Origin of the sequence: Sphingobium boeckii (assembly GCF_014199215.1) — a bacterium.
GTDB lineage: Bacteria > Pseudomonadota > Alphaproteobacteria > Sphingomonadales > Sphingomonadaceae > Sphingobium_A > Sphingobium_A boeckii.
In genome coordinates, this window is record NZ_JACIJC010000001.1 from 1 (window position 1) to 24993 (window position 24993).

Here is a 24993-nt window from a genome sequence, read left to right on the forward strand (position 1 = left end):
CTCTGATTATGCCGAACCGTCGCGCGGCCGATGGCCGGAAAACCAACCTCAACCAGAGACCGCGCGGCATAATCCGGGTCCCGGCATTATGCCCCAACTCATGGAAAGCCGTGCGATACCAATTGATCGGATCGGCAAAGGCAGCCTGTGGCGGCACGCGGATCAGATCGAGGTCGGGCATGTAAAAGGCTTCACTACCCCCGATCCGGAAATCCGCCTGTGTGGCAGTGATCAGGGCATCGGCTTCAGGGATGATGGTTTCATGCGGCCGTGGCGGCGGTGACAGCCGCACATCGTCGGGCAGATACTCGCATTGATCGACGTTGAAGACGGTAAATCGCTTCAGAAAGGCAAAGCGCCGGGCCTCATCACCGCTATCAGATGCCCGTTCCTGTTCCGAATTCGGCGTGAAGCGATCGGTATAGCAGATGATCGTGCCACGCTCTCCAGCCCGGACATTGCCACCCAGCGCCAAAGCCTGACGGTAAGTGAGCCAGCGCTGGCTGGAAAAGCGCCGCGCAATGACCGCGCTCCACAGGATCAGAATATTGATCCCCGAATAGCGGCGTTCCGTGCTCGCATTGAGCGGCATCCCGCAAGCACACGCCGAACTATCCCAGGGCTGAACCCAGGGCACGATCCCGGATTCCAGATCCGATATAATCCGCTGCGTCACCTCGCTGTAAAGGCTTACACGCGGAGTCTGATGATGTGATGCTGATGTCTTTCCCATGGCTCTTTCTCCCTTCACACCGCACCCCGGGCAGGCGGGGTGGGCGGCAAGAGCGAGACCGGCAGGCCCGCCATCAGTGGCGGGACGCATCCGAAGGACCGGAACAAGGAGGAGGACCTGAAGCGCAGCGCACAGGTTGCGGCACGCCGCGGCGGGCCTAGAGGAAGAGCGACGCCCGCACCGCTTGACCGGGGCTCTTCAACCAAATTCAGCGCATCAGCGCTGACCGCTTTCAGGCTGGCCGAAGACCGGCCGCGTCAGGGATCGTCATGGCAAAGCCGACGAGACGGCAAAGCGACAGCGCAATAGACCGCCATCGGCGAAGCCGTCGGACGTCAAATGCCAGAGATTTGAGATGAGATGCGCAGTCATGGTCCAGAGCGAGACGCCTTGAGACAAATCGACACCATTTCCGGTACCAAAAAATAAATTTGAACGCGCTAAGTGTACGCTGATGGACGCCGGAGCACGCTATGGGACGCCAAGATATCACATAGTTAAATGGCACTGTTTTGGCACCATCTTGCGAAAGGCGATCAAGATATCAAATATAGCTGAGTGCACCAACTGTCCTCATATAGCTGGAGTTCTTGATATGCCTGAAAACCACGATCGCATCATCCGCATTCGTACAGTTCTCGATCGCACGGGCCTGAGCCGTGCGACACTCTATCGCAAGATCGACAACGGTACTTTCCCCAAACAGTTCAAGATCAGCGACCGTTGCGCGGGGTGGCGGGAGTCAGCCGTCAGCGCCTGGATGCAAAACCCGATGTTTTACCATATCGATGATGACCTGATCTGATCGGGCCATGCCTTGCGTCCATTCCGTTCGATCACTGACGACTGGCCGTCGCAATGCCCCCGTGGGATTGGCCGGGTCGTTCCATTGCTCAGAAACTGAATTTCGTCGCGACGCCCCCTGGGAGGCGTCCGTCGATCATTGGCGAGAGACATTCAGGGTAAGACCCTTCACGCCGTTTTGGCGGTGGTCTCAAGCTATGCGATGTTGTTGATTGTCGCCTCGATCGCCGTCAGCCCATCCAGAAGACCCTCGAAGGCAGGCGGGGCGGTCATGAACATTTCACGCATAGCGCCATAGTCTTGTTCGAGCTGGTCGCGGATCGCGGCCGTTACAATCAGGCGCAGTGAGCCCTGAATGGCGGTTTCATAGGACGCCGTTTTGTCCGCGAACATGAGGCTCTTGTTGTGCACGACCTGGACGAGCAGTTCCGGTCTTGCCAGCGCTTGGTTTGTGATGCCCGCCTGGTCGAGCATCAACACATCATAATAGTGGCGCGACATACCATCGCGCAGCTTTCCATTGTGATGGATCGCATGAAGGATGGTGATCTTTTCCCAGAATGTGCGCTCGACCGCGAGCGTTGACACCTCGGCGACTGCATCGGGTAATTCCAGGGGAAAATCTTCTCCAAGGTAAGAAATGATTGGCCGCATTTCGAACGGTTCAGTGTCTCCCCGGGCGCCAAATTCGAGTTTTATGCGAGGCTTGACGTAGCCATTCTCCGCCGCGCCGCCATAGTTATTGCCATAGTCAAAGCCGTAGCCTGAGGTGCGTGGATAGTTAAAGAGCAGCGTCTGCTCCTCCTTGTCCTCGGGATCAAGGGTCAGATTCCAGCCGTCGACCGTACCGAGAGCTGCTTCGATCTCCCGTGCAAGCGTCGGCATCGCGACCGTGTCGACATAGGCTTTCGCTGCGGCCTTGAGCGTTTTGATGCGGCGCTCCCGTTCTTTACCGCTGATATCGTCGTCCATGGGTGAGGCGACATCCTTTAGAAGCGGTGCTGAACGGCTGATGGTGAGGTCAATATCTTCGGAGAAACGCTCGATGATACCATAAGCCTTCGACAGCGACGTGCCGCCCTTGAACGTCAGATGGCCAGCAAGATCGGCACACATCATCAGGCGGCGCAACGTCCAGCAGACCCAGAAATCCTTCTCGATGATGACTGGCGTCAGGTCGCGCCTCGCAGCTGATTCACCGATATAGGCCCGCCGGTCGTCGGCCAGCCTGCGCGCGAACTCATCCATAGCGCGCTGCGCCTATTTTGAGCACAATATCGCTCATCCATCCCGACATCTCTGGCCTGGCGTGGGTGAGTATCTTCATATCGCGATCGTCGAGGCGAGCCGCGAAGCGCATGATCTTGTCGCTATCGATATTGCCCTTTCCCAGATGCGCGAGCGCCTGCAGCACCGCGTTTACGGACTCCGGCGCATTGTCGATCACAGGTGCGCGGCTATGCCTGAGCGTGAGGCTGCGCCCGCCCGCCTTCTTGACCCGGGAGCGACCCGTCGTGGCATAGCTGGTCTTGGCCGGTACCTGCGTCGAAATTCCAAGGCTGTTCGCGGCCGCTGCACCCGAAGGCGCAAACCTGTCCCCGCTTTGCGTGGAGAGAGCTTTCGCGATGTTTGCCGGATCGGGGCTGAGGGCGCCAAGTTTCTCGTGCTGACGCGGATAGTCATAAAGTCCGCGACCGATGCGGCGAATATGGCCGGCCTGGGCCAGGCGAGACAGCGCCATATCAACCGATCCGCGCGTGCCGAAGTCGATGAAATGTTTGGGCGTGAAGACCCAGCCACGCCCTTTCCCCCGCACACGCTTCATAATTTGATCGACTACAGCAGACATTTCAATACGCTCCTATCTGTTAGATAATAGCATGTATTTTTCTAACAACCTATAGCCCCGAAAATTCATTAAGAAGCCTACAAATTATGGATAAATATGACCTTTCCGGATAGGCCTGCCTGTTACGTTCTGCGATTAATTATAAGTTCGCGGACAACCGAACTTCCGCTCCGGGGAAATCAGCTTTCAGAACCTCGGCCATTCCTGGTGCGATCCCTCGCGTCAGCGTGGAACTGACCTGGACCTGAAAGCTAGGCACCGATACCTTACACTGAGCTTCCCGATAGGTAAGTTTAAGGCCGATGGATGCCGCAAACAGAATATTACTTACCGTTTGGTAAGATCTCGCGAGGAAGGGCATCCTCACCCGCGACCAGGGCAGAGGTCGCAACACGGGTGTGCTGGTCCGCTAACGGACAGCGGGCCATGCCGAAACGCGAGGCGAGGACAATTGCAACTTTAGCAGACCAGCGCGTGGGACGTTCTGGCAGTTAACGGCAAGCAGTCGCGTTTTCGCGCAGGCTATCCAGATAATCGCTCCACCATTGGTGCATAGCGACACGTTCATCCCAATAGCGTCCACGATTATAGATTCCTCTGATTGGATCCTTGTCGGCATGCGCGAGCGAACGCTCGATCGCATCCGCACTCCATTTGCCGCTTTCGTTCAATAATGTGGACGCTGTTGTCCGCAAGCCATGCGCGGTGATTTCCCCAACGACATAACCCATGCGGCGAAAGGCCTGGTTGATCGTATTCTCGCTCTGCGGTCTCTTCGAGGTGTGGAAGGCGGGGAAGACGAAACCATCAGGCCCCGTCAAAGGCCGGAGTTCGGCCAGATAGGCCAGCACCTGTCGCGACAAGGGCACTTCGTGCGGACGACGCATCTTCATGCGCTCGGCAGGGATTCTCCACACGGCGTTGGCGAGGTCGATCTCCGACCACTCCGCCTTTCTGAGCTCTCCGGGACGGGCCATGAGATGCGGCGCAACCTGCATGGCGGTTCGCGTGAGAACATTTCCGCTATAGGCATCGATGGCCCTCAACAGTTCACCGACCGCGTCGGGCTCGAGCAAGGCGCTATGATGTTTTGCCTTGGGCGTGATGAGCGCGCCGCGCAGTACCGCGGTAGGGTCGGCTTCCGCGCGGCCGGTTGCAACGGCATAACGGAACACGCGGCTGGAAAACGATCGACACCGGCGCGCCGTCTCATGCTTCCCTTTTGCTTCAATGCGCTTGAGCGCCGCTAACACTTCGATTGGTTTCAAATCCGCCACCGCATTATTGGCGATTGGCCCGAGCTGCTCCAGAAGCCAATTGGCCTTGGTGGTTGTCGCATCGGCCCGGCCTTCGGCAACCATCTTATCGATATATTCTTTTGCAACCTCCCCGAACGTGTTTGCCGCCTTGTAGATTGCGATGAGTTTGTCGCGCTTGCGTTCGGCGAGAGGATCGACGCCCTCATGGAGCTTTCTCTTTGCGTCATCGCGTTTGCGCCTCGCTTCGGCGAGTCCGACTTCCGGATAACGCCCGAGCGCAATCCGCTTGTCCTTTCCCAGATGGCTGTATTTGTAGCGCCAGAGCTTGGAGCCGCTCGGATGCACCTCCAGGTAGAGACCACGATCATCGGTCCGCTTATAAACTTTGTCCGCCGCCTGAAGGGCGCGGATATCGAGGTCTTTCAGAGCCACCGCCATTCTCCTCACTGGATTCGGCTTCGGCTCCTGGCGTTGGCGGGTTTTTAGAGGCCATCTTCGGTCAAACGGGCCATGAAAAACGAGGGGCCATCAATGGCCCTCGTCATGGCCCGTTTTGCTGTGAGATGGCCCGAAATCTCCTCGGACGTCACGAAACAAAACCAAGGACAGAATGGCAGATTTCTGCCACTTTGTCGATGATTTTGGGATGTTCTGAAGAGAACAAATGGTGCCCAGAAGAGGACTCGAACCTCCACGCCCTTGCGAGCGCCAGCACCTGAAGCTGGTGCGTCTACCAATTCCGCCATCTGGGCACGGGGTAGGTGGGCGCGGATAGGTGGGGTGGGGGCGCTTGTCAACGCCGCTTGTCATCGGAGGCGCGGATTGGCATGGCGGGGCACACAACTTTTTAGGAATGTATGATGGACCGGCTGGTGGTGATGTTTGGCGGCAGCGGCTTTGTGGGCCGCTATATAGCGCAGGCGCTGCTGGCCCAAGGCGCGCGGGTGCGCTTTGCCGAGCGCGATCCCAAGCGCGCGTGGTTTCTGAAACCTCAGGGCAATCTCGGGCAGACGCAGTTCGTGGCTGCGGATATCGCCAAGCCGGACAGCGTGGCGCGTGCGGTGCAGGGTGCCGACGCGGTGATCAATCTGGTGGGCGTGCTCAAGGGCAATTTTCAGAAGCTTCATGTGGACGGCGCGCGCAATGTGGCGGAAGCCGCCGCGGCGGCGGGGGTGCCCGTGATGGTGCACATGTCCGCGATCGGGGCCGATCCGGCGTCGCCCTCGGTTTATGGCCGCTCCAAGGGCGAAGGCGAGGCCGCGGTGCGCAAGGCCTTTCCGGCAGCGACGATCCTGCGCCCCTCGATCATCTTCGGGCGCGAGGATCAGTTCGTGAACCGCTTCGCAGGCATGATCCGCGCAATGCCATTGCTGCCCGTGATCCGCAGCGATGTGAAATTCCAGCCCGTCTATGTGGGCGATGTAGCGCAGGCCGCGGTCAAGGCGCTGCTCGATCCGCAAGCCCATACCGGCAAGACCTATGAACTGGGCGGGCCGCAGATCCTGAGCATGGGGGCTCTCAACCAGTGGATCGCCACCGAGACGGGCCGCGCGCCCGCCATCGTGCCCGTGCCGGACGCTTTTGCGAAAATCCTCGCGCGGCTGCCCGGCGGCCCGATCACCTGGTATCAGTGGCTGATGCTCCAGCGCGACAATGTGGTAGCGAACGGCGCGGACGGCTTTGCAGCCTTGGGCATCATGCCCACCGCGCTCGCGGCGGTCGCGCCGGGCTGGCTGGTGCAATATCGTCGCCATGGGCGCTTCGGCGCTGTCGGCAAGACCGCCTGAATTCTCCGTTTCCTGTTATAAAGGCGTGCCTTCATGAGCACCGGTATCCTCACCTATATCCTCCTCGGTATCATCGAGGGGCTGACGGAATTCCTGCCGGTGTCATCGACGGGCCACCTCATCCTGGCCAGCGCGCTGCTGGGTTTCGAAGGCGATTCCTCGGTTGCATTCAAGATTGCCATCCAACTCGGGGCGATCCTCGCGGTGCTGGTGGCCTATTGGGACCGGTTCTGGAATGTGGGCAAGGGGCTGCTGGTGCGCGACACGGGTGCGATCGCCTTTACGCGCAATATCATCCTGGGTTTCCTGCCCGCCATGGTGATCGGCGTTTTGGCCTATGATGCGATCCGCGCGGCGATCCAGACTCCGATGATCGTGGCGTTCATGCTCGTGGCGGGCGGCGTCGTTATCCTGGTGATCGAGCGGATGGTGAAGCATGTGCGCTATGACAGCGCCGAGACCATCCCCACCAAGACCGCGCTCGGCATCGGCCTGGTACAGTGCCTGGCGATGGTGCCGGGCGTCAGCCGCTCTGGCGCGACGATCATGGGCGCGTTGCTGATGGGCGTGGAGCGCAAGACCGCGGCTGAGTTCAGCTTCTTTCTGGCCGTGCCGACGATGACGGCGGCCACCGCTTATGCGCTGTGGAAGGATCGCGCGCTGCTCAGCATGGACGATCTGGGCGCGATCGCCATCGGCTTCGTAACCGCTTTCATCGTGGCGCTGCTGATCGTGAAGGCGTTCGTCGCCGTGGTATCGCGTTATGGTTTTGCACCCTTTGCCTGGTATCGGATCGTGATCGGCACGATCGCCATCGCATGCCTGCTGGCATAAAAGACCGCATCGGACTTAATAATCAATCGCAATAAGGTTTGGCAGCCCGATCGCGCAACGATCCGGCCCGTAATAGGTCAGTTTAGCTGTCTTATATGCCAGAATCCCCGTGACTTCGGGGAAAATTCCGCTATGGGATTTTTCCGCTATCCGGAGAAGGGGATCCCATGGCCGATTCGCCAATGCTGAAATTCGTCGCACGGGATCAATCCTATCCCGAAAAACGTGCACCTGCTCTTCGCGCCGAGGATTTCCAGGAAATCTCCAACCGCTTCCCCGTGGAGAAGGCGGAGGATCAGGCCGGGCGCTGCTCACAATGCGGCGTGCCTTATTGCTCGGTGCATTGCCCGCTGCACAATCACATTCCGGACTGGTTGCGGCTAACCGCCGAAGGCCGGCTGCGCGAGGCTTATGAGCTGTCCAACAGCACCTCGACCATGCCCGAAATCTGCGGCCGCATCTGTCCGCAAGACCGCCTGTGCGAAGGCAATTGCGTGATCGAATTTTCCGGCCATGGCGCGGTCACCATCGGATCGGTGGAAAAGTTCATCACCGACACCGCCTGGGAAAATGGCTGGGTGGAGCCGCTTCATGTGGGCGCGCCGCGCGGTCAGTCGGTGGGTATCATCGGTGCCGGCCCTGCGGGCCTGACCGCGGCTGAATATCTCCGCGCGGGCGGCTATGACGTGCACATCTATGACCGGCATGACCGCGCGGGCGGCTTGCTGACCTATGGCATCCCCGGCTTCAAGCTGGAAAAGCCCGTGGTCATGCGCCGCGTGCAGCGCCTGAAGGATGGCGGGATCGTCTTCCATGAGGGCTTCGAAGTGGGCCGCGATGCCACGCTTGAAGACTTGCGCACCAGGCATGATGCGCTGCTGATCGCGACGGGAGTCTACAAGCCGCGCGAGATCAAGGCGCCCGGCGTCGGTGCGCCCGGCGTGGTCGAGGCGCTCGACTATCTCATCACGTCGAACCGCAAGAGCTTTGGCGACGCCGTGCCCGCGTTCGAGGATGGCAGCCTGAATGCCGAGGGCAAGAATGTGGTCGTGATCGGCGGCGGGGATACCGCGATGGATTGCGTGCGCACCGCGATCCGCCAGGGCGCGGCTTCGGTCAAATGCCTCTATCGCCGCGACAAGGCCAATATGCCCGGATCGCAGAATGAGGTGAAGAATGCCGAGGAAGAGGGCGTCGATTTCGTCTGGCTCTCCGCCCCCGAGGCTTTCGACGGCACCGAAAAGGTATCGGGCGTGCGCGCCGCCAAGATGCGGCTGGGCCAGCCCGATGCGTCGGGCCGCCGCGCGCCAGAGCCTGATCCCGGCAGCGAATTCCGCTTGGACGCCGATCTGGTGATCAAGGCCCTGGGCTATGATGCGGAAGATTTGCCGCACATGTTCGGCGCGGACGATCTCTCGGTCACGCGCTGGGGCACGTTGCGTGTGGATCATAAATCCATGCAGACCAATATCGAGGGCGTGTTTGCCGCAGGCGATATCGTGCGCGGCGCAAGCCTGGTCGTCTGGGCGATCCGCGACGGCCGCGACGTGGCCGATCATATGCACAAATTCCTGAAGACCAAGGCACGCGCCAAGCTGCTGGAGGCCGCATGACCATGAAACTGATCCGTGCCGCTTTGCTCGCCGTGACATGCGCTTTGACTACGCCTGCTTTGGCGCAGCCTGCTGTGCTCGTTCCGGCCCCTATCGCGCCCGCGCAGCTCGAGGCGGCCACGGTCGTCGTCGCCAAGGTGTTTCCCGATGGCACCTACAAAAGGATGTTGGGCGAGAATCTCAGCAAGATGATGGATGGTATGCTGGATGGCGCGGCCAAATTGCCGATGCGCAGCATCGCCGCCATGGGCAATCTGGATGAAGACCAGATCGCCGCGCTGGGCGACGCCACGCTGGCCGAGGTGATGGTGATCTACGATCCGCATTTCCGCGAACGTCTGCAGATCGGCACCCGCGCGATGATGGATTCGATGACGGATATGATGACCAGCATGGAGCCGCGCGTGCGCAGCGGGCTGAGCCGCGCTTATGCCCGTCGCTTCACCGCGCAGCAGCTTGGCGAATTGAACGCCTTCTTCTCCACGCCCACGGGCGGTGCCTATGCCGCCGAATCCATGTCGCTGTTCATGGACCCGGAAGTGATGACCGAAATGACGGCGATGATGCCGGAACTGATGACCAGGATGCCCGAGTTCATCAAGGCGATGGAAACCTCCACCGCCGGCCTGCCCAAGCCGCGCAAGATCGATGAACTGAGCAAGGCTGACAGGACGAAGCTCGCCAAATTGCTGGGCGTGAAGGAAAAGGATCTGCGCGATCCGCCGGCCGCCCCCACATTCGAACAGGAGAGCGGACTATGAACCGCATGGCATCTGAAGCCGAACGCGCCCGCATCGCCGAAGTCGGCATGTATCGCCCCGATATGGAATCCGATGCCTGTGGCGTCGGTCTGGTGGCGGCGACCGATGGCAAGGCGTCGCGGCGCGTGGTCGCCTCCGCAATCGATGCGCTGAAGGCGGTGTGGCATCGCGGCGCTGTGGATGCGGATGGCAAGACCGGCGATGGCGCGGGCATCCATGTCGATCTGCCCGCACGCTTCTTCGATGATGCGATTGCGGATTCGGGCCATCGCCCGATGCCGAACCGGCTGGCCGTGGGCATGATCTTCCTGCCGCGCACCGATCTGGGCGCGCAGGAGAATTGCCGCACGATCGTGGAAAGCGAAGTGATCGAGGCGGGCTACACCATCTATGGCTGGCGCCAGGTGCCGGTGGACGTCTCCGTGATCGGACCCAAGGCGCAGGAAACGCGCCCGGAAATCGAGCAGATCATGATCGCCGGCCCGATGCCGGACGATCTGGACGCCGCCGAGTTTGAAAAAGAACTCTATCTCGTCCGCCGCCGGATCGAGAAGAAGGTGATCGAAGCCCAGATATCGGGCTTCTACATCTGTTCGCTGTCCTGCCGGTCGATCATCTACAAGGGTCTGTTCCTCGCGGAATCGCTTTCGGTCTTCTATCCCGATCTGGTGGACGAACGGTTCGAGAGCCGCGTCGCGATGTTCCATCAGCGCTATTCGACCAACACTTTCCCGCAATGGTGGCTGGCCCAGCCCTTCCGCACGCTGGCTCACAATGGCGAGATCAACACGATCCGCGGCAATAAGAACTGGATGAAGAGCCACGAGATCAAGATGGCCTCGTTGGCCTTTGGCGAGCATTCGGAGGACATCAAGCCCGTGATCCCGGCGGGCGCTTCGGATACCGCCGCGCTCGATGCCGTGTTCGAAGCGATCTGTCGTTCGGGCCGCGACGCGCCGACCGCCAAGCTGATGCTTGTCCCCGAAGCGTGGCAGGACAATGAGGAAATGCCCGCATCGCACGATGCGATGTACCAATATTTCGCCTCCATGATGGAGCCGTGGGACGGCCCCGCCGCGCTGGCGATGACCGATGGCCGCTGGGTGGTCGCGGGCGTCGATCGCAATGCGCTCCGCCCGCTGCGCTACACGCGCACCGTGGACAATCTGCTGATCGTGGGTTCGGAAACGGGCATGGTCGTGGTGCCTGAATCCACCGTGCTGCAAAAGGGTCGCCTCGGGCCGGGCCAGATGATCGCGGTCGATCTGGACAGTGGCACGCTCTATGATGATCGCGGGATCAAGGATCGCATCGCCGCCGAGCGCCCTTATAAGGAGATGATCGGCAACTTTCTGACGCTGGACGATCTCGCGCCTGTCCAAGGCGATGCGATGCCGCTTTATGACCGTCGCGAACTGATGCTGCGCCAGATCGCCGCCGGGCAGACCATGGAGGATATGGAGTTGATCCTGTCGCCCATGGTGGAAGACGCCAAGGAAGCGATCGGATCGATGGGCGATGATACGCCGCTGGCGGTCATTTCGGACAAGCCCCGCCTGATCAGCCATTTCTTCCGCCAGAATTTCAGCCAGGTGACCAACCCGCCGATCGATTCCCTGCGCGAATCGCAGGTGATGAGCCTCAAGACCCGGTTCAGCAATCTCTCCAACATCCTGGACACTGGTGCCCAGAGCGACGGCGTGCTCGTGCTCGAATCGCCGGTGCTCACCTGTGCGCAATGGGCGCGGCTGAAAGCGCATTTCGCGTCTCAGGCGGCCGAGATCGATTGCACCTTCGACACCGGCGGCGGGCAGGAGAATCTGCGCGCCGCGATCCAGCGCATCCGCGCGGAGGCCGAACAGGCCGTGCGCGAGGGGCGTTCGGAACTGTTCCTGACCGACGAGCGCTCCGGCCCCGACCGCATCGCGATCGCCGGCGTGCTGGCGGCGGCCGCCGTGCACACGCATCTCGTGCGCAAGGGGCTGCGCTCCTACGCATCGGTGAACATCCGCACCGCGGAATGCCTCGACACGCATTATTTCGCCGTGCTGATCGGCGTCGGCGCCACCACGGTGAACGCCTATCTCGCCGAAGCGTCGATTGCGGACCGCCATGCGCGCGGCCTGTTTGGCGATCTTTCGCTCGCAGAATGCCTCAAGCGGCACAGCAAGGCGGTGAACGACGGTTTGCTCAAGATCATGAGCAAAATGGGAATCGCCGTGATCTCCAGCTATCGCGGCGGCTATAATTTCGAAGCCGTGGGCCTGTCGCGCGCGCTGGTGAACGATTTCTTCCCCGGTATGCCCGCCAAGATTTCCGGCGAAGGCTATAGCTCGCTCCATCTGAACGCGGCGCTGCGCCATGAAGCGGCCTATGACGCGCCGGTCAACAGTCTGCCGATCGGCGGCTTCTATCGCCAGCGGCATGGCGGCGAAGTTCACGCTTATTCCGCGCAGCTCATGCACCTGCTGCAGAATGCGGTCGCAACCGATAGCTATTCCTCTTATCTGCAATTCGCGCGCGGCGTGCGCGATCTGCCGCCGGTCTATCTGCGCGATCTGCTCGAATTCAATTATGCCCGCGAAGCGATCCCGATCGACAGCGTCGAGGCGATCACCGAGATCCGCAAGCGATTCGTGACGCCCGGCATGTCGCTGGGCGCGCTCAGCCCCGAAGCGCATGAGACGCTGGCGATCGCGATGAACCGGATCGGCGCGAAAGCCGTGTCAGGCGAAGGCGGCGAGGATTCGATCCGCTACACGCCCTATGAGAATGGCGACAATGCCAACTCAGTTATCAAGCAGATCGCCTCGGGCCGCTTCGGCGTGACCGCGGAATATCTGAACGCCTGCGAAGAGGTGGAGATCAAGGTCGCGCAGGGCGCCAAGCCCGGCGAGGGCGGACAATTGCCCGGCTTCAAGGTGACCGAGATGATCGCGCGGCTGCGGCATTCGACGCCGGGCGTGATGCTCATCTCCCCCCCGCCGCATCACGACATCTATTCGATCGAGGATCTGGCGCAGCTCATCTATGATCTGAAACAGATCAATCCGCGCGCGCGGGTCTGCGTGAAGCTGGTCTCCTCCGCCGGCATCGGCACGGTGGCGGCGGGCGTCGCCAAGGCTCATGCGGATGTGATCCTGGTCGCTGGCCATGTCGGCGGCACGGGCGCGTCTCCCCAGACGTCGGTCAAATATGCAGGCACACCATGGGAAATGGGGCTGACCGAGGTCAATCAGGTGCTCACGCTGAACGGCCTGCGTCACCGCGTGAAGCTGCGCACCGACGGCGGCCTCAAGACCGGGCGCGACATCGTCATCGCCGCGATCCTGGGTGCCGAGGAATTCGGCATCGGCACGCTCTCGCTCGTGGCCATGGGCTGCATCATGGTGCGCCAATGCCATTCGAACACCTGCCCGGTGGGCGTTTGCACACAGGACGATGCGCTTCGTCAGAAGTTCGTCGGCACGCCAGAGAAGGTGATCAATCTGATGACCTTCATCGCGGAGGAAGTGCGCGAGATCCTGGCGCGACTGGGCTATCGCTCGCTCGACGAGATCGTGGGCCGCACCGAGCTGCTCCGTCAGGTCAGCCGCGGCGCGGAGCATCTCGACGATCTCGATCTCAACCCGATCCTGGCGAAGGTGGATGCCGACGACGACAAGCGGCGTTTCAACATCGAGGGCTTCCGTAACGAAGTGCCGGACAGTCTAGACGCGCAGATGATCGCGGACGCGCAGGCGGTGTTCGAGCGCGGCGAGAAGATGCAACTCACCTATACCGTGCGCAATACGCACCGTGCGGTGGGAACGCGCCTCTCCTCCAAGATCACGCGCAAGTTCGGCATGTCCAAGCTGAATGACGGCCATGTGCAGGTGCGCCTGCGCGGATCGGCAGGGCAATCGCTCGGCGCGTTCCTGTGCAAGGGCGTGACGCTCGAAGTGTTCGGCGATGCGAATGATTATGTCGGCAAGGGCTTGTCTGGCGGGATCATCACCGTGCGTCCGATGGTCAGCTCGCCGCTCGATTCCAAGGCGAATACGATCATCGGCAATACGGTGCTTTACGGTGCAACCTCGGGGAAATTGTTCGCCGCGGGTCAGGCGGGCGAGCGGTTCGCGGTGCGCAATTCGGGCGCGACGGTGGTGGTCGAGGGCTGCGGCGCGAATGGCTGCGAATATATGACCGGCGGCACCGCGGTGATCCTAGGCGAAGTCGGCCAGAATTTCGGCGCTGGCATGACCGGCGGCATGGCCTTCATCTATGATGAGGCGGGCACCTTCGCCCGCCGCGCCAATCCGGACAGCATCGTGTGGCAGCGGATCGATTCGGCTTATTGGGAAGCGCGCGTGAAAGCGCTGATCGCCGAACATGCGGTGGCAACGGACAGCAAATGGTCCAATGCGATCTTGGATGACTGGGACCGGACCAGGGGCGCTTTCTGGCAGATATGCCCGAAGGAGATGCTCACGCGCCTCAGCCACCCCTTGAGCGATGCGGAAGCGGAGATGGTGGCGGCTGAGTGAATTTTCATTCCGTTTGTGTCGAGCGCCGTCGAGACACGGAGTGCCAGGCTCCAACGTCCCTCGACCTCGCTCGGGACAAACGGTTAGAGAAAGAGCGCGCTACCTGGCCGACAGATCTGCCAGCCTGGTCATATCGCTTTCCGACCAATCTTCCGGCATCAGCATCAAACTGCGCAGCGGCGGCATATACCAGAACAGCCGCTGCATCGCGTCCGCCACGTCCTGTTCGGATTCGTACTGGCTGCGTCTGATGCCGATCACCAGATTGCGCGTGGGGCGCAGCTTGGCATCCACCAGAAGTTGCACTCGGGGATCGGTGATCCCCAGCGTCCCGGTCATATAGCCGGCCAAGGCTTGCGCCACCGGCGGCGGCAGGAAGTCTGCCGACGGCGCGCCGGTCATGATGCGATGCGCCTCGGTCAAGATCGTCGCCCGATGTCCGCCCTGCAGGCCGGCGGACTCGGCCTCGTCGACGGGATCGCCATTCCAGCTATCATAGCGCAGCAGACTGTCGAGCTTGCCCAGCGAGAATACATATTGCGCGGCATCTGCGGGATCGTCGGGAGACGCGAAAAACGCGGCACCCGATCCGCGCTCAACACAGATGCGTGCCAGATTGGCAAGAGACTGCGACTCGAAAGGCGCATCGGGACGCGGCACGTTCAGCCGGAGATAGCGAAAGCCGTCCGGCCCCGTGAATTCCTGGGGATCGGCCAATTCCACCGAGGCATTCCACATCGTATCGAAAAAATCATCATGCCAGCCATCATCGCGCTGCGGCGCCGGAATATGGAACAGCGCCTCCAGCCTGCGGGTAAGCGACAGATCGAACATGCGTTCGCGCACAACGGGAAAGCGCGGACCATCGCTGCGCGGCGCACGGGGCGGCAGGGACGGGGGGACCGCAACCGTCTTGGGCCGCAGAAAATCGAACAATCCCATGGCATATCCCCCGATAACGCATCCGCCTTTTTGTTAAGCCCTGGAACGGGGCAGCGCAAATGGCGTTCAGCCAAGGATCAGACTCGCTTCTTTACGGATGGCGTGTTGCCCGCATTTCATGGGGCCGGAGATTGCTATGCGCCTGCTCATTCTCTCGCTTGCCGCCTTGTCGATGGCCACGCCCGCCTTGGCGCGTGAACCTCTGCCGGAGCAGCGTGTGGCGGATCGCATGAACGATCCGGCAGTGCAGAACCGCATCGAAAGCGGCGTTTCCGCAGCCCTCGCCGCGATCCTCGATCTGCGCATCGGCGCGATGGAGCGCGCGATTGATCCCCATTCGCGCGCGCATCCCGATGATACGCTGCGCGATCGCGCCGAGCGCGACGATCCCTATTTCGAAGACCGGATTGCAGATCAGACCCAACGCTCGACGCGGCAATTGGGCGCGATGGCGGGCGCGTTCGCGGTGGTGATGCCGCAATTGCGGACCATGGTGGCGGAGATGGAACGCCACATCGGGGATATCGGAATGCACGCTGATGGCGATGACGGCTGGAGCGATTGATATTGCCTGCAAGAAATCCGCGCTTGCCCCCCGCTAAGGGTGGACGCACCGGCGCGCGCCGCTAAAGTCGCCGCCGCATGTGGCAGCTCTTTCAATTCCCCCTTTGTCCCTTTTCACGCAAGGTCCGGCTTTTGCTGGGCGAGAAGGGCGTGGGCTATGAATTGGTGCGCGAATCGCCCTGGGAGCGGCGCGACGAGTTCATCGACATGAATCCCGCCGGGCAAACCCCGGTGATGGCGGAAACCGCCAAGGGGCTGTTGTTCATGGATTCGTCTGCGATCTGCGAATATTTCGAAGAGACGGTGGATAAAGCGCCGATGATCGGCGGCACGGCGGTTAACCGCGCCGAAGTGCGCCGGCTGGTGGCATGGCTTGATCAGCAATTCTATGGCGATGTCGTGGCGCCGCTGATGCACGAGCGGATGCGCAAGCGCCTCGTGCATCGCGCCACGCCCGACGCCAGCATGTTGCGCGAGGCAATGAAGAATGCGCACAGCCATTTCGATTATCTGGATTATCTGCTCGATCACCGGAGCTGGCTGGCCGGCCCGACGCTGAGCCTGGCCGATCTGACCGCGGCGGCGCATATCTCGGTGGCGGATTATCTCGGCGGGATCGATTTCAAGGGGCATGAGCCGATGAAGCGCTGGTATGCCGGGCTGAAATCGCGTCCCAGCTTCCGGCCCTTGCTTTCGGAGCGCATGGAAGTGATCAGCCCGCCCGAACATTATGACCGGGTGGATTTTTAGTTCGGTCTCCATGCGTCATGCTGAACTTGTTTCAGCATCTATTCGTCCGCCCGCACATGGGTCGCGACTTTGAAATGGACCCTGAAACGAGTTCAGGGTGACGGTTATTTCGCAATTATTGCGCCACCGCCGTCACCAGATAATTCAGCGCGCGATTCTCGCTCAGCGCAAAGCCGTGACCGACTGAAAAGCTGAGCCCCGTTACATCAGTCACCACCATTCCGGCGCCTTCCAGCAAAGCGGTCAGTTCCTCCGGTGTCAGGAATTTGTCCCAGTCATGCGTGCCCCTGGGGATCCGCCCCAGCCCTTCGCCGACCGTGATCATCGCAAGCCGCGAGACCGCCGTGCGGTTGGGCGTGGAGAGGATCATCAAGCCGCCGGGTGCGAGCGACGAAGCCAGCGCGCGCACGAACGCCGCAGGATCGGCGACATGCTCGATCACCTCCATGCTGGTGACCAGATCGAAGCGCTGACCCACCAGTTGCTCCACTTCGCCCGCGCGATAGTCGATCGCCAACCCTTGGCCCGCCGCATGAATCCGTGCGGCCGCGATATTTTCGGGCGCGGCATCCACACCCGTCACCGTGGCGCCAAGTCGCGCCAGCGGCTCGCACAGCAGCCCCGCGCCGCAGCCTAGATCAAGCGCGCTCTTGCCCGCCAGAGGCCGGCGCGCGGCGATGTCCGTATGCCAATGCCCATCGATCGCGGCGCGGATATAGCCGAGCCGCACCGGATTAAGGCGATGAAGCATCGCCGAACTGCCCTTGGGATCCCACCATTCCGCCGCCATTTTTCCGAAATGCGCTGCTTCTTTGGGGTCGATGGTTATTGCGTTTGCCATACCCCCTCTCTATCAGGGCCGCGCCCGCCGCCATAGTCCTTTGGCAGCAGGCTTTTCAGGGAATTTCCAAGGCGTTTCCATGGCCCGTATCGTGATGAAATTCGGCGGCACTTCAATGGCCGGCATCGAGCGCATTCGCAACGTCGCAGAGCGCGTCAAACGCGAGACCGAGCGCGGCAACGAGGTGGCCGTGGTCGTCTCCGCCATGGCGGGCGACACCGACCGGCTCGTCAACTTCTGCCGCGAAGCGAGTTCGCTTTACGATCCGCGCGAATATGACGTGGTGGTCGCGACCGGCGAACAGGTGACATCCGGGCTGCTGGCGATCGCGCTGCAATCGCTGGGCGTGAAGGCGCGTTCATGGCTGGGCTGGCAATTGCCGATCCGCACCAATGACGCTCATGCCTCCGCCCGCATCCAGGATATCGACACCGAAGCGCTGATCGCGGCGATGGCGGCGGGCGAAGTGGCGGTGATCCCCGGATTTCAGGGCATGGCGGAGAGCGGCCGGGTGACCACTCTGGGTCGCGGTGGTTCGGATACGTCTGCGGTGGCGATTGCGGCGGCGGTGAAGGCAGATCGCTGCGACATCTATACCGATGTGGACGGGGTTTATACCACCGACCCCCGCATCGTCCCGCGCGCGCGCAAGCTCGCCAAGGTGACCTATGAAGAGATGCTCGAACTGGCGAGCGTTGGAGCCAAGGTGCTTCAGACGCGCTCGGTGGGGCTGGCGATGAAGGAAGGTGTGCGCGTTCAAGTGCTCTCCTCCTTCGATGCGCCGACGGATGACGAAACGCCCGGCACGATGATCGTGGGCGACAATGAGATCGAGGAAAGCGAAATGGAACGGCAACGCATCACCGGCATCGCGCTGGACAAGAATGAGGCGAAGATCACGCTGACGGAAGTGCCCGATCGCCCCGGCGCGGTGGCCTCCATCTTTGCGCCGCTGGCCGACGCCAATATCAATGTGGACGTGATCGTGCAGAACATCGCACATGACACCGGATCGACCGACGTGACGTTTACCGTGCCCGGTGCCGAACTGGCGCGCGCGATCGACGTGCTTGAAAAGGCGCAGGGCAGCATCGGCTATGGCAATCTTCGCCATGACACGAAAATCTGCAAGGTCTCGGTGGTCGGCGTCGGGATGCGCAGCCATGCAGGTGTCGCCTCCACCATGTTTACCGCGCTGGCCGGCCGCGGCATCAATATTCAGGCGATCGCCACGTCGGAGATCAAGGTCTCCGTGCTGATCGAGGAAGATTATGCCGAACTCGCCGTGCGTGTGCTCCACACGGCTTACGGGCTGGACGCCCCCGAAGCGCTGGAAGCGTGACCATCGGACAAGAACGCCTCGCCCGCCGGATGGCGCGGGGCGCTGCATTCCTGGGCAGCGAGGTCGCCATATTGGGCGGCGCGATGAGCTGGATTTCCGAGCGCCATCTGGTCTCGGCCATTTCCAATGCGGGCGGCTTCGGCGTGATCGCGTGCGGCGCGATGTCGCCCGAATTGCTGGACGCCGAGATCGCCGCGACCAAGACACTGACGGCGAAGCCCTTCGGTGTGAATCTGATCACAATGCACCCGCAGTTGTTCGATCTGATCGCGGTCTGCACCCGGCATCAGGTGACCCATGTCGTTCTCGCCGGTGGCCTGCCGCCGACGGGTGCGCTCGACGCGATCAAGGCGGGTGGCGCGAAGGTGATCTGCTTTGCGCCGGCTCTCTCTTTGGCGAAGAAACTGATCCGGTCGGGGGTCGATGCGCTGGTGATCGAGGGGATGGAAGCGGGCGGCCATATCGGCCCCGTCTCCACCTCCGTTCTCGCGCAGGAAATCCTCCCCGAAATCGCCGATCAGGTGCCCGTGTTCATCGCGGGCGGGATCGGCAAGGGCCAGGCGATCGCCGGCTATCTCGATATGGGGGCGGCCGGGGTCCAGCTTGGTACGCGCTTCGTCTGCGCCACCGAGTGCATCGCGCATCCCCTGTTCAAGAAAGCCTTTATCCGCGCTTCGGCGCGCGATGCGATCACCAGCATCCAGGTCGATCCGCGCCTGCCCGTCATCCCGGTGCGCGCGCTGAAGAACAAGGAAACCGAGGCTTTTTCGGCAAAACAGCGCGATGTGGCGGCGCAGCTTGACGCGGGCACGATCGAAATGGGCGAGGCGCAGCTCCAGATCGAGCATTATTGGGCCGGCGCCTTGCGCCGCGCGGTGATCGACGGCGATGTGGAGAATGGGTCGGTGATGGCCGGGCAATCCGTGGGCATGGTGAAGGCCGAAGAACCCGTGGCGGATATTATTGCAACATTGATGGATGAGGCAGCGCAAGCGTTGAAAGCGCGGTTCGAAGGCTAAATCGCGGCCCTTGGTCACACGTTAATACATTCTTACATTTTGTCCCTCCGCGGGACGGTCATTTTTAACCCAAATTTCACACTTGAGGCCCGTCAGGATTCGCTGCACTGCAATAGGCGAAGAGTAATTCGGGGAAACATCATGACGATAGCACGCAAGGCCAAGGCGCTTCTGGCATCCGCCATTCTGACATGCGGGTTGGCGACAGGCGCAAATGCGGCGACGACGATCAATCTAAACTCAACTGCCCAGGGAAGCGTCTCCAGCAACGTAGGCACGTTTACCCAAGATGGCGTCACCGTGAAGATTACAGCTTGGACGCTTGGCCTCGATGGCAAAATCAGCCGGTCAGCCCTCGGCCAGTGGACCGGAGCCACCGCCGGTCTGGGCGTTACCTCCACCAGTGAGGACGGCAGCCTCAACACGCACACGGCCGACAACAACGCCGGCAAAGACTTCTTCATCTTCCAATTCAGCACGCTTGTAGACGTCACCTCGGCGCAATTGAACACCTACAGCGTTCTCAACAAGACCGCCGATAGCGATGCCACGGTTGGTTTTGGAAACAGCGGACTGGCCTATGGAACATTGCCCACCCTGACCAACCAAAGCTTGAGCGATCTTACCACGCTGATCAACGGCGGAGCGCTGTGGGATTCGGAAGGCGGGCCTTCCAGTCGCCCGCTATCGCTCGATCAGTCGCTTGCAACCGCTGGCAAGATTGGTGACATGTTGCTGATCGGCGCGGATTTTGATGGCTCTGATGGCAAGCTCAAAAACATCACCAGCATTGATGGCTTCAAGCTTGGCAGCATCACCTTCAACAAGGTGACGCCGCCCATTCCCGAGCCCGCCACCTGGGCGATGATGATCACCGGCTTCGGTTTCGTGGGCGGCTCGATGCGTCGTCGCCGCAACGCCGACGCGGCTGCGCAGACCGCCTGAACCCGGATTATTTTGCCCTGAGCGGGGCGTGAGCGGCAATGGATGAAACAATTCCCGCCTTTCGGGGCAGAATTGTGGAATCCGTTGCCGCTTTCTGTTAGCCGCTTGCACTATGGTTTCCTCCACCACCGCTTCCGCCCGCGAAATCCTGACCGGCCTTCACGATGTGATGGCATCGCGCACCAATGCGCAGGCCAAACTCAACAAGGTCGTCAACATCATTGGCGGGGCGCTCGATTCCGAAGTCTGCTCCATCTATCTGCTCCGCGATGGCGTGCTAGAACTGTTCGCGACCCGCGGGCTGAAGCAGGAAGCCGTCCATGTGACCAAGCTGGCGCTGGGCGAGGGCCTGGTCGGCACGATCGCCGAACATGTCGAGACGCTCAATCTGGACGAAGCCGCCAGCCACCCCGATTTCGCCTATAAACCCGAAACGGGCGAGGAACTGTTCCACAGCTTCGCCGGTGTCCCGATCGTGCGGCGCGAGGAAGCCGTGGGTGTGCTCTCGATCCAACATGCCGAGCCGCGCAAATATGATGATGTCGTCATCGAAGCGCTGCAGACCGTGGCCATGGTGCTGTCCGAATTGATCTCCAACGCCGGGCTGATCGACGAGACCGCCACCGCGGTCGGCCGTGTGAACAATACCGCGCCGATGCGCCTCACCGGGCTAAAACTGGTGGACGGCATGGCGCGCGGCCACGCCGTCTATCACCAGCCCCGCGTGACGATCGAACACACCGTGGCAGAAGATACCGAAGCCGAGCGCCACCGCGTCTATTCGGCGTTCGACAAGATGCGCGAACAGATCGAACGGATGGCGAGCCAGGCGGAGTTCGGCGGCGGCGGCGAGCATCAGGAGGTGCTCGAAATGTACCGGATGTTCGCTTACGATGAAGGCTGGAGCCGCCGGATCAACGAAGCGATCGACAGCGGCCTCACCGCGGAAGCCGCGATCGAGCGCGTGCAGCAGCGCACCCGGATGCGGATGCGCCAGATCGACGATCCCTTGCTGGCGGACCGGATGCACGATCTGGAGGATCTCTCCAACCGCTTGCTCCGCATCGTTTCGGGCCAGCTCGGCTCGGCGGCGCAATTGGGCCTGCGGCAGGATACGATCCTGATCGCGCGCAATCTGGGCCCGGCCGAACTGCTCGAATATGATCGTCGCCGCCTGAAGGGCGTGATCCTGGAGGAGGGATCGCTCACCTCGCACGTCACCATCGTCGCGCGCGCCATGGGGGTGCCGGTGCTCGGCCGCGTCGCGCATGTCCGCCGGATGATCGGCGAGGGCGATCTGCTGCTGCTGGATGGCAATGAAAGCACGGTCTATGTGCGCCCGAGCGATCCGATGGAGGAGAGCTTCGAGGGCAAATTGGCGATCAGCCAGAAGCGCCGCGCCGCTTTTGCGGCCTCGAAGAACGAACCGTCGATCACCAGGGACGGCACGAAGATCACGCTGATGGTGAACGCCGGCCTGCGCGATGACGTCAGCGCGCTCGACGTGACGGGCGCGGACGGCATTGGCCTGTTCCGCACCGAATTTCAGTTTCTCGTCTCCGCCACGTTGCCGCAGCGCGAAAAGCAGCAGCGGCTGTACCGCGAAGTGATGGAGGCCGCGGGCGATCGCCCCGTGGTGTTCCGCACCGTCGATATCGGTGGCGACAAGGCGCTGCCCTATATGCGGCTGGACGAAGAGGGGCAGGAGGAAAATCCGGCCATGGGCTGGCGCGCGCTCCGCGTGGCGCTGGAGCGCGAAGGCCTGATGAAGGCGCAGGCGCGCGCACTGATCGAAGCCGCCGCGGGACGCACGCTCAACGTGATGTTTCCCATGGTCTCCGAACCGTGGGAATTCGATCAGGCCAAGGCACTGTTCGAAGCACAGCGGGCGTGGCTGGCGTCGCGCAACCGGATGCCGCCGACTGCGATCCGCTATGGCGCGATGCTCGAAGTGCCCGCGCTGGCCGAATGCCTCGATATCCTGCTGCCCAATCTCGATTTTCTCTCGGTCGGCACCAATGATCTGACGCAATTCCTGTTCGCCGCCGACCGCGCACATCCCAAGCTGGCCGAACGCTATGACTGGCTTTCGCCCGCCATATTGCGCTTTCTGCGCCGCCTGGTCGCGCCGGTGCACGATGCCGGGGTTCAGCTTGCGGTCTGCGGTGAAATGGGCGGGCGTCCGCTGGAGGCGATGGCGCTGATCGGGCTGGGTATCAACCGGCTTTCGATCACGCCGGTGGCGATCGGCCCGGTCAAGGCGATGCTCCGTTCGCTCGACCGCGCGGCGCTCGCGCCCGTCATAAACGGGCTGCTGGATCGGCCCCCGGCGGACATGCGCGCAGCGCTACGCGACTGGGCGGTCCAAAATGGCGTCGAAATCGCATAATCTCTGTCTTTTCCAACGCATCCCGGCGAGACTGATCATTGACAGGCCGGTGCATCGGGTGAGACAAAGCCGCTCGACGTGTCGCCAAATCAGAAAGCCAGCATAGCGGATGACGGACCCTATTGAAGGCGCAGGCATGTTCCCCAAAAGCGTGGGAGAACGGCTGGCTGAGGCCCGCAAAAAGGCGAAGATCGATCTCGCCGATGTATCGTCGCGCACACGCATTCCCTTGCGTCATCTGGAAGCGATCGAAACCGGGCGTTACGCCGACCTTCCCTCCGCCACTTATGCGACGGGCTTCACCAAGGCCTATGCCCGTACTTTGGGGATGGATGAGGTCGAGATCGGCCGCGACGTGCGCGCAGAGCTTCAGGCGATCGGCGCCGGCTATAGCCAGCCGGACTATTTTGAACCCGCCGATCCCGCGCGCGTTCCACCGCGGGCGCTGGCCTGGACCGCAGCACTGGTCGCGATCCTGATCATCGGCGGCTTTGCCCTCTGGCGATCCGGGGTGATCGACGGGCTGGGCGGACGCGATCCCGCCGCCATCGCCGCCGGCACGGATGTGACAGAACAAGGCGGACCGGCGAGCGAAGCGACGATCAATCTTGCCGCCCCCGCGGCGACGCCTGCCGCCCCCCCCAGTGGCCAGGTGGTGCTCACCGCCAATGACGAAGTGTGGGTGCGCATTTATGACGCCGCCAACCAGCGTCTGCTGGAAAGCACGATGAAGCCGGGCGACCGCTTCGAAGTGCCCGCCGACGCCAATAATCCGCAGATCAACGTGGGCCGCCCCGAGGCGCTGACCGTCACGGTGGGCGGACAGCCTGTGCCCGCGCTCGGCATACCCGGTCGACCGATCCGTGATGTGGGCGTAAGCGCCGCGGCGCTGGCCGCCCGCCCGGCCCCTGCGCCCGATCCGTCCGCGCCGCCCACAGCGGCCACAGTCACACCGGCCGCAGCAGCGCCCGCCGCAAGCAACGCGGCCACACCGGCCGGGCAGCCCTGAACTTTCAAAAGAAATCGGTCCCGCAACAGACGGGAATGGAGAGATAATGCGTAAATTCCTGATCTTATCCCTGCTGCTTGCCGGCGGCGGTGCCGCGCCCCTGGCGGCGCAGGACAGCAGCGTCACGGGCCGGGTGACCAAGCTGGAAAAGGAAATGAAGGCCGTCCAGCGCAAGGTGTTTCCTGGCGGCACCGCGCAATTTGCTGAACCCGACATTCGCGCACCGGTCATCCCGCCGCCGGTGATCGGCGATCCAGCCTCCAATCCGGTTGCCGACCTTTCCGAGCGGGTGAGCGCACTGGAATCGCAGGTGCGCGAACTGACCGGGCAGAGCGAACAGAATGCGTTCAAATTGCGCCAGATCGAAGACGCCCAGACCCGCCTGGATGCCCGCCTGAAAGCCATCGAGATTCCCCAGGTTCAGCCACCCGCGATGGTGGAGGCACCCGGCGTCGGGGCCGCGCCCACACCGGGCGCGACATCCGATACGCGCAAGACAGAACTGGCGGCGATCCAGAAGCCCAAGACCGCCGATCCGGCTGATGACAGCTACACCTATGGCTATCGTCTGTGGGCCGCGAAATTCTATCCCGAGGCGCAGACCCAGCTTCGCCAGACGGTCGAAAAATATCCCAAATATAAGAAGATCAGCTCCGCGCGCTTCTGGCTGGGCCGCGCGCTGCTCGAAGACGGCAAGCCTGCCGCCGCCGCCAAGGAATTGGCCGCGAATTATGACCTTTCCCCCCAAGGGGAGCGTGCGCCCGATAGCGTCTATTATCTCGGCATCGCGCTGACCCGCTATGGCAGCCAGGCCGGTGCCTGCAAGGCATTCGCCACCTTCAACGACGTTTATGGCGCAACCGCGACCCCCACGCTGAAAGCCAGCGTCGCCAAGGGCCGCGCCGACGCCAAGTGCAAATGATGGTTTGCACGGCCTGTTGAACCCGTCTGCCCTACAGGGATTCATATGCTTGGCTGTACGCGGGCTCTCCCACATGGTTGAGCGGCGAGACCGGGTATGGCGTC

At 61.9% G+C, this 24993-nt stretch carries 20 protein-coding genes and 1 tRNA gene; 14 read left to right on the forward strand and 7 right to left on the reverse strand.

The features are described 5' to 3' along the window. Window positions 1-733, reverse strand: a 733-nt coding sequence (locus tag FHS49_RS00005) for an ArdC family protein (protein ID WP_184014197.1), incomplete at its 3' end; no start/stop codon positions are given. Between the two features lie 595 nt (window positions 734-1328). On the opposite strand from FHS49_RS00005, the gene FHS49_RS00010 reads away from it, so the two are divergent. Next, window positions 1329-1538, forward strand: coding sequence for a helix-turn-helix transcriptional regulator (locus FHS49_RS00010; protein ID WP_184014199.1), 210 nt, complete (start codon window positions 1329-1331; stop codon window positions 1536-1538). A 194-nt stretch (window positions 1539-1732) separates the two neighbouring features. On the opposite strand, the gene FHS49_RS00015 is transcribed toward FHS49_RS00010, so the two are convergent. From FHS49_RS00015 to FHS49_RS00030, 4 genes are all read right to left on the reverse strand, one after another. Continuing rightward, window positions 1733-2785 (reverse strand): nucleotidyl transferase AbiEii/AbiGii toxin family protein, encoded by a 1053-nt coding sequence (locus FHS49_RS00015; RefSeq protein ID WP_184014201.1) that lies wholly within the window; start codon window positions 2783-2785, stop codon window positions 1733-1735. Next, window positions 2778-3386 (reverse strand): DUF6088 family protein, encoded by a 609-nt coding sequence (locus FHS49_RS00020; protein ID WP_184014203.1) that lies wholly within the window; start codon window positions 3384-3386, stop codon window positions 2778-2780. The genes FHS49_RS00015 and FHS49_RS00020 overlap by 8 nt, the downstream gene beginning before the upstream one ends. Before the next feature lie 491 nt (window positions 3387-3877). Further along, window positions 3878-5077: a tyrosine-type recombinase/integrase gene (locus tag FHS49_RS00025; protein WP_425502665.1), complete on the reverse strand. Its 1200-nt coding sequence runs from the start codon at window positions 5075-5077 to the stop codon at window positions 3878-3880. Window positions 5078-5310: 233 nt separating this feature from the next. Next, window positions 5311-5397: transfer RNA gene (locus FHS49_RS00030), tRNA-Leu, on the reverse strand. Window positions 5398-5502: 105 nt separating this feature from the next. Between FHS49_RS00030 and FHS49_RS00035 the strand changes: the two genes are divergently transcribed. The 5 genes from FHS49_RS00035 to gltB all read left to right on the forward strand — a co-directional run bounded on the left by FHS49_RS00035 (window position 5503) and on the right by gltB (window position 14166). Further along, window positions 5503-6432 (forward strand): complex I NDUFA9 subunit family protein, encoded by a 930-nt coding sequence (locus FHS49_RS00035; RefSeq protein ID WP_184014206.1) that lies wholly within the window; start codon window positions 5503-5505, stop codon window positions 6430-6432. A gap of 33 nt (window positions 6433-6465) precedes the next feature. After that, entirely contained in the window at window positions 6466-7266 is an 801-nt protein-coding gene (locus FHS49_RS00040; RefSeq protein ID WP_184014208.1) for an undecaprenyl-diphosphate phosphatase, read from the forward strand. A 167-nt stretch (window positions 7267-7433) separates the two neighbouring features. Beyond that, the gene (locus FHS49_RS00045; protein ID WP_184014210.1) at window positions 7434-8879 is read left to right on the forward strand and encodes an NAD(P)-dependent oxidoreductase; all 1446 of its coding nucleotides are present in this window, start codon (window positions 7434-7436) and stop codon (window positions 8877-8879) included. After that, complete coding sequence (locus tag FHS49_RS00050; protein ID WP_184014212.1) at window positions 8876-9640, forward strand: DUF2059 domain-containing protein; 765 nt, start codon at window positions 8876-8878, stop codon at window positions 9638-9640. The genes FHS49_RS00045 and FHS49_RS00050 overlap by 4 nt, the downstream gene beginning before the upstream one ends. Continuing rightward, window positions 9637-14166, forward strand: a complete 4530-nt coding sequence (gene gltB, locus FHS49_RS00055) for a glutamate synthase large subunit (protein ID WP_184014215.1) — start codon at window positions 9637-9639, stop codon at window positions 14164-14166. Before FHS49_RS00050 ends, gltB begins: the two co-directional genes overlap by 4 nt. Before the next feature lie 99 nt (window positions 14167-14265). On the opposite strand, the gene FHS49_RS00060 is transcribed toward gltB, so the two are convergent. Then, window positions 14266-15108 (reverse strand): hypothetical protein, encoded by an 843-nt coding sequence (locus FHS49_RS00060; RefSeq protein WP_184014217.1) that lies wholly within the window; start codon window positions 15106-15108, stop codon window positions 14266-14268. A 136-nt stretch (window positions 15109-15244) separates the two neighbouring features. Here FHS49_RS00060 and FHS49_RS00065 point away from each other — a divergent pair, with 136 nt between their 5' ends. Both FHS49_RS00065 and FHS49_RS00070 read left to right on the forward strand, forming a co-directional pair. Then, window positions 15245-15673 carry a hypothetical protein gene (locus tag FHS49_RS00065; RefSeq protein WP_184014219.1) on the forward strand — a complete coding sequence of 143 codons (429 nt, stop codon included), beginning with the start codon at window positions 15245-15247 and terminating at the stop codon, window positions 15671-15673. Between the two features lie 77 nt (window positions 15674-15750). Continuing rightward, entirely contained in the window at window positions 15751-16422 is a 672-nt protein-coding gene (locus FHS49_RS00070; protein WP_184014221.1) for a glutathione S-transferase family protein, read from the forward strand. A gap of 115 nt (window positions 16423-16537) precedes the next feature. Here the strand turns inward: FHS49_RS00070 and ubiG are convergent, their stop codons facing one another. Beyond that, entirely contained in the window at window positions 16538-17263 is a 726-nt protein-coding gene (ubiG, locus tag FHS49_RS00075) for a bifunctional 2-polyprenyl-6-hydroxyphenol methylase/3-demethylubiquinol 3-O-methyltransferase UbiG (protein ID WP_184014223.1), read from the reverse strand. A 79-nt stretch (window positions 17264-17342) separates the two neighbouring features. On the opposite strand from ubiG, the gene FHS49_RS00080 reads away from it, so the two are divergent. The 6 genes from FHS49_RS00080 to FHS49_RS00105 all read left to right on the forward strand — a co-directional run bounded on the left by FHS49_RS00080 (window position 17343) and on the right by FHS49_RS00105 (window position 24889). Further along, window positions 17343-18605: an aspartate kinase gene (locus tag FHS49_RS00080; RefSeq protein ID WP_184014225.1), complete on the forward strand. Its 1263-nt coding sequence runs from the start codon at window positions 17343-17345 to the stop codon at window positions 18603-18605. A 29-nt stretch (window positions 18606-18634) separates the two neighbouring features. Then, on the forward strand, window positions 18635-19624 hold the full coding sequence (locus tag FHS49_RS00085) for an NAD(P)H-dependent flavin oxidoreductase (RefSeq protein ID WP_184015847.1): 990 nt from the start codon (window positions 18635-18637) through the stop codon (window positions 19622-19624). A 141-nt stretch (window positions 19625-19765) separates the two neighbouring features. Beyond that, entirely contained in the window at window positions 19766-20569 is an 804-nt protein-coding gene (locus FHS49_RS19500) for a PEPxxWA-CTERM sorting domain-containing protein (protein WP_246350158.1), read from the forward strand. A 112-nt stretch (window positions 20570-20681) separates the two neighbouring features. Continuing rightward, window positions 20682-22958, forward strand: coding sequence for a phosphoenolpyruvate--protein phosphotransferase (gene ptsP / locus FHS49_RS00095; RefSeq protein WP_184014227.1), 2277 nt, complete (start codon window positions 20682-20684; stop codon window positions 22956-22958). A 109-nt stretch (window positions 22959-23067) separates the two neighbouring features. Continuing rightward, entirely contained in the window at window positions 23068-23967 is a 900-nt protein-coding gene (locus FHS49_RS00100; RefSeq protein ID WP_184014229.1) for a helix-turn-helix domain-containing protein, read from the forward strand. Between the two features lie 46 nt (window positions 23968-24013). Further along, complete coding sequence (locus tag FHS49_RS00105) at window positions 24014-24889, forward strand: tol-pal system YbgF family protein (RefSeq protein ID WP_184014231.1); 876 nt, start codon at window positions 24014-24016, stop codon at window positions 24887-24889. Window positions 24890-24993: the final 104 nt, after the last annotated feature.

Bases quoted from the DNA above. Each gene is read 5' to 3' on its own strand.
- gltB (WP_184014215.1), top strand. From the start codon at position 9,637: ATGAACCGCATGGCATCTGAAGCCGAACGCGCCCGCATCGCCGAAGTC.
- FHS49_RS00010 (WP_184014199.1), top strand. From the start codon at position 1,329: ATGCCTGAAAACCACGATCGCATCATCCGCATTCGTACAGTTCTCGAT.
- FHS49_RS00015 (WP_184014201.1), bottom strand. From the start codon at position 2,785: ATGGATGAGTTCGCGCGCAGGCTGGCCGACGACCGGCGGGCCTATATC.
- ptsP (WP_184014227.1), top strand. From the start codon at position 20,682: ATGGTTTCCTCCACCACCGCTTCCGCCCGCGAAATCCTGACCGGCCTT.
- FHS49_RS00045 (WP_184014210.1), top strand. From the start codon at position 7,434: ATGGCCGATTCGCCAATGCTGAAATTCGTCGCACGGGATCAATCCTAT.
- FHS49_RS00050 (WP_184014212.1), top strand. From the start codon at position 8,876: ATGACCATGAAACTGATCCGTGCCGCTTTGCTCGCCGTGACATGCGCT.
- FHS49_RS00060 (WP_184014217.1), bottom strand. From the start codon at position 15,108: ATGGGATTGTTCGATTTTCTGCGGCCCAAGACGGTTGCGGTCCCCCCG.
- FHS49_RS00020 (WP_184014203.1), bottom strand. From the start codon at position 3,386: ATGTCTGCTGTAGTCGATCAAATTATGAAGCGTGTGCGGGGGAAAGGG.
- FHS49_RS00100 (WP_184014229.1), top strand. From the start codon at position 23,068: ATGACGGACCCTATTGAAGGCGCAGGCATGTTCCCCAAAAGCGTGGGA.
- FHS49_RS00040 (WP_184014208.1), top strand. From the start codon at position 6,466: ATGAGCACCGGTATCCTCACCTATATCCTCCTCGGTATCATCGAGGGG.
- FHS49_RS00065 (WP_184014219.1), top strand. From the start codon at position 15,245: ATGCGCCTGCTCATTCTCTCGCTTGCCGCCTTGTCGATGGCCACGCCC.
- FHS49_RS19500 (WP_246350158.1), top strand. From the start codon at position 19,766: ATGACGATAGCACGCAAGGCCAAGGCGCTTCTGGCATCCGCCATTCTG.
- FHS49_RS00070 (WP_184014221.1), top strand. From the start codon at position 15,751: ATGTGGCAGCTCTTTCAATTCCCCCTTTGTCCCTTTTCACGCAAGGTC.
- ubiG (WP_184014223.1), bottom strand. From the start codon at position 17,263: ATGGCAAACGCAATAACCATCGACCCCAAAGAAGCAGCGCATTTCGGA.
- FHS49_RS00085 (WP_184015847.1), top strand. From the start codon at position 18,635: ATGGCGCGGGGCGCTGCATTCCTGGGCAGCGAGGTCGCCATATTGGGC.
- FHS49_RS00080 (WP_184014225.1), top strand. From the start codon at position 17,343: ATGGCCCGTATCGTGATGAAATTCGGCGGCACTTCAATGGCCGGCATC.
- FHS49_RS00105 (WP_184014231.1), top strand. From the start codon at position 24,014: ATGCGTAAATTCCTGATCTTATCCCTGCTGCTTGCCGGCGGCGGTGCC.
- FHS49_RS00035 (WP_184014206.1), top strand. From the start codon at position 5,503: ATGATGGACCGGCTGGTGGTGATGTTTGGCGGCAGCGGCTTTGTGGGC.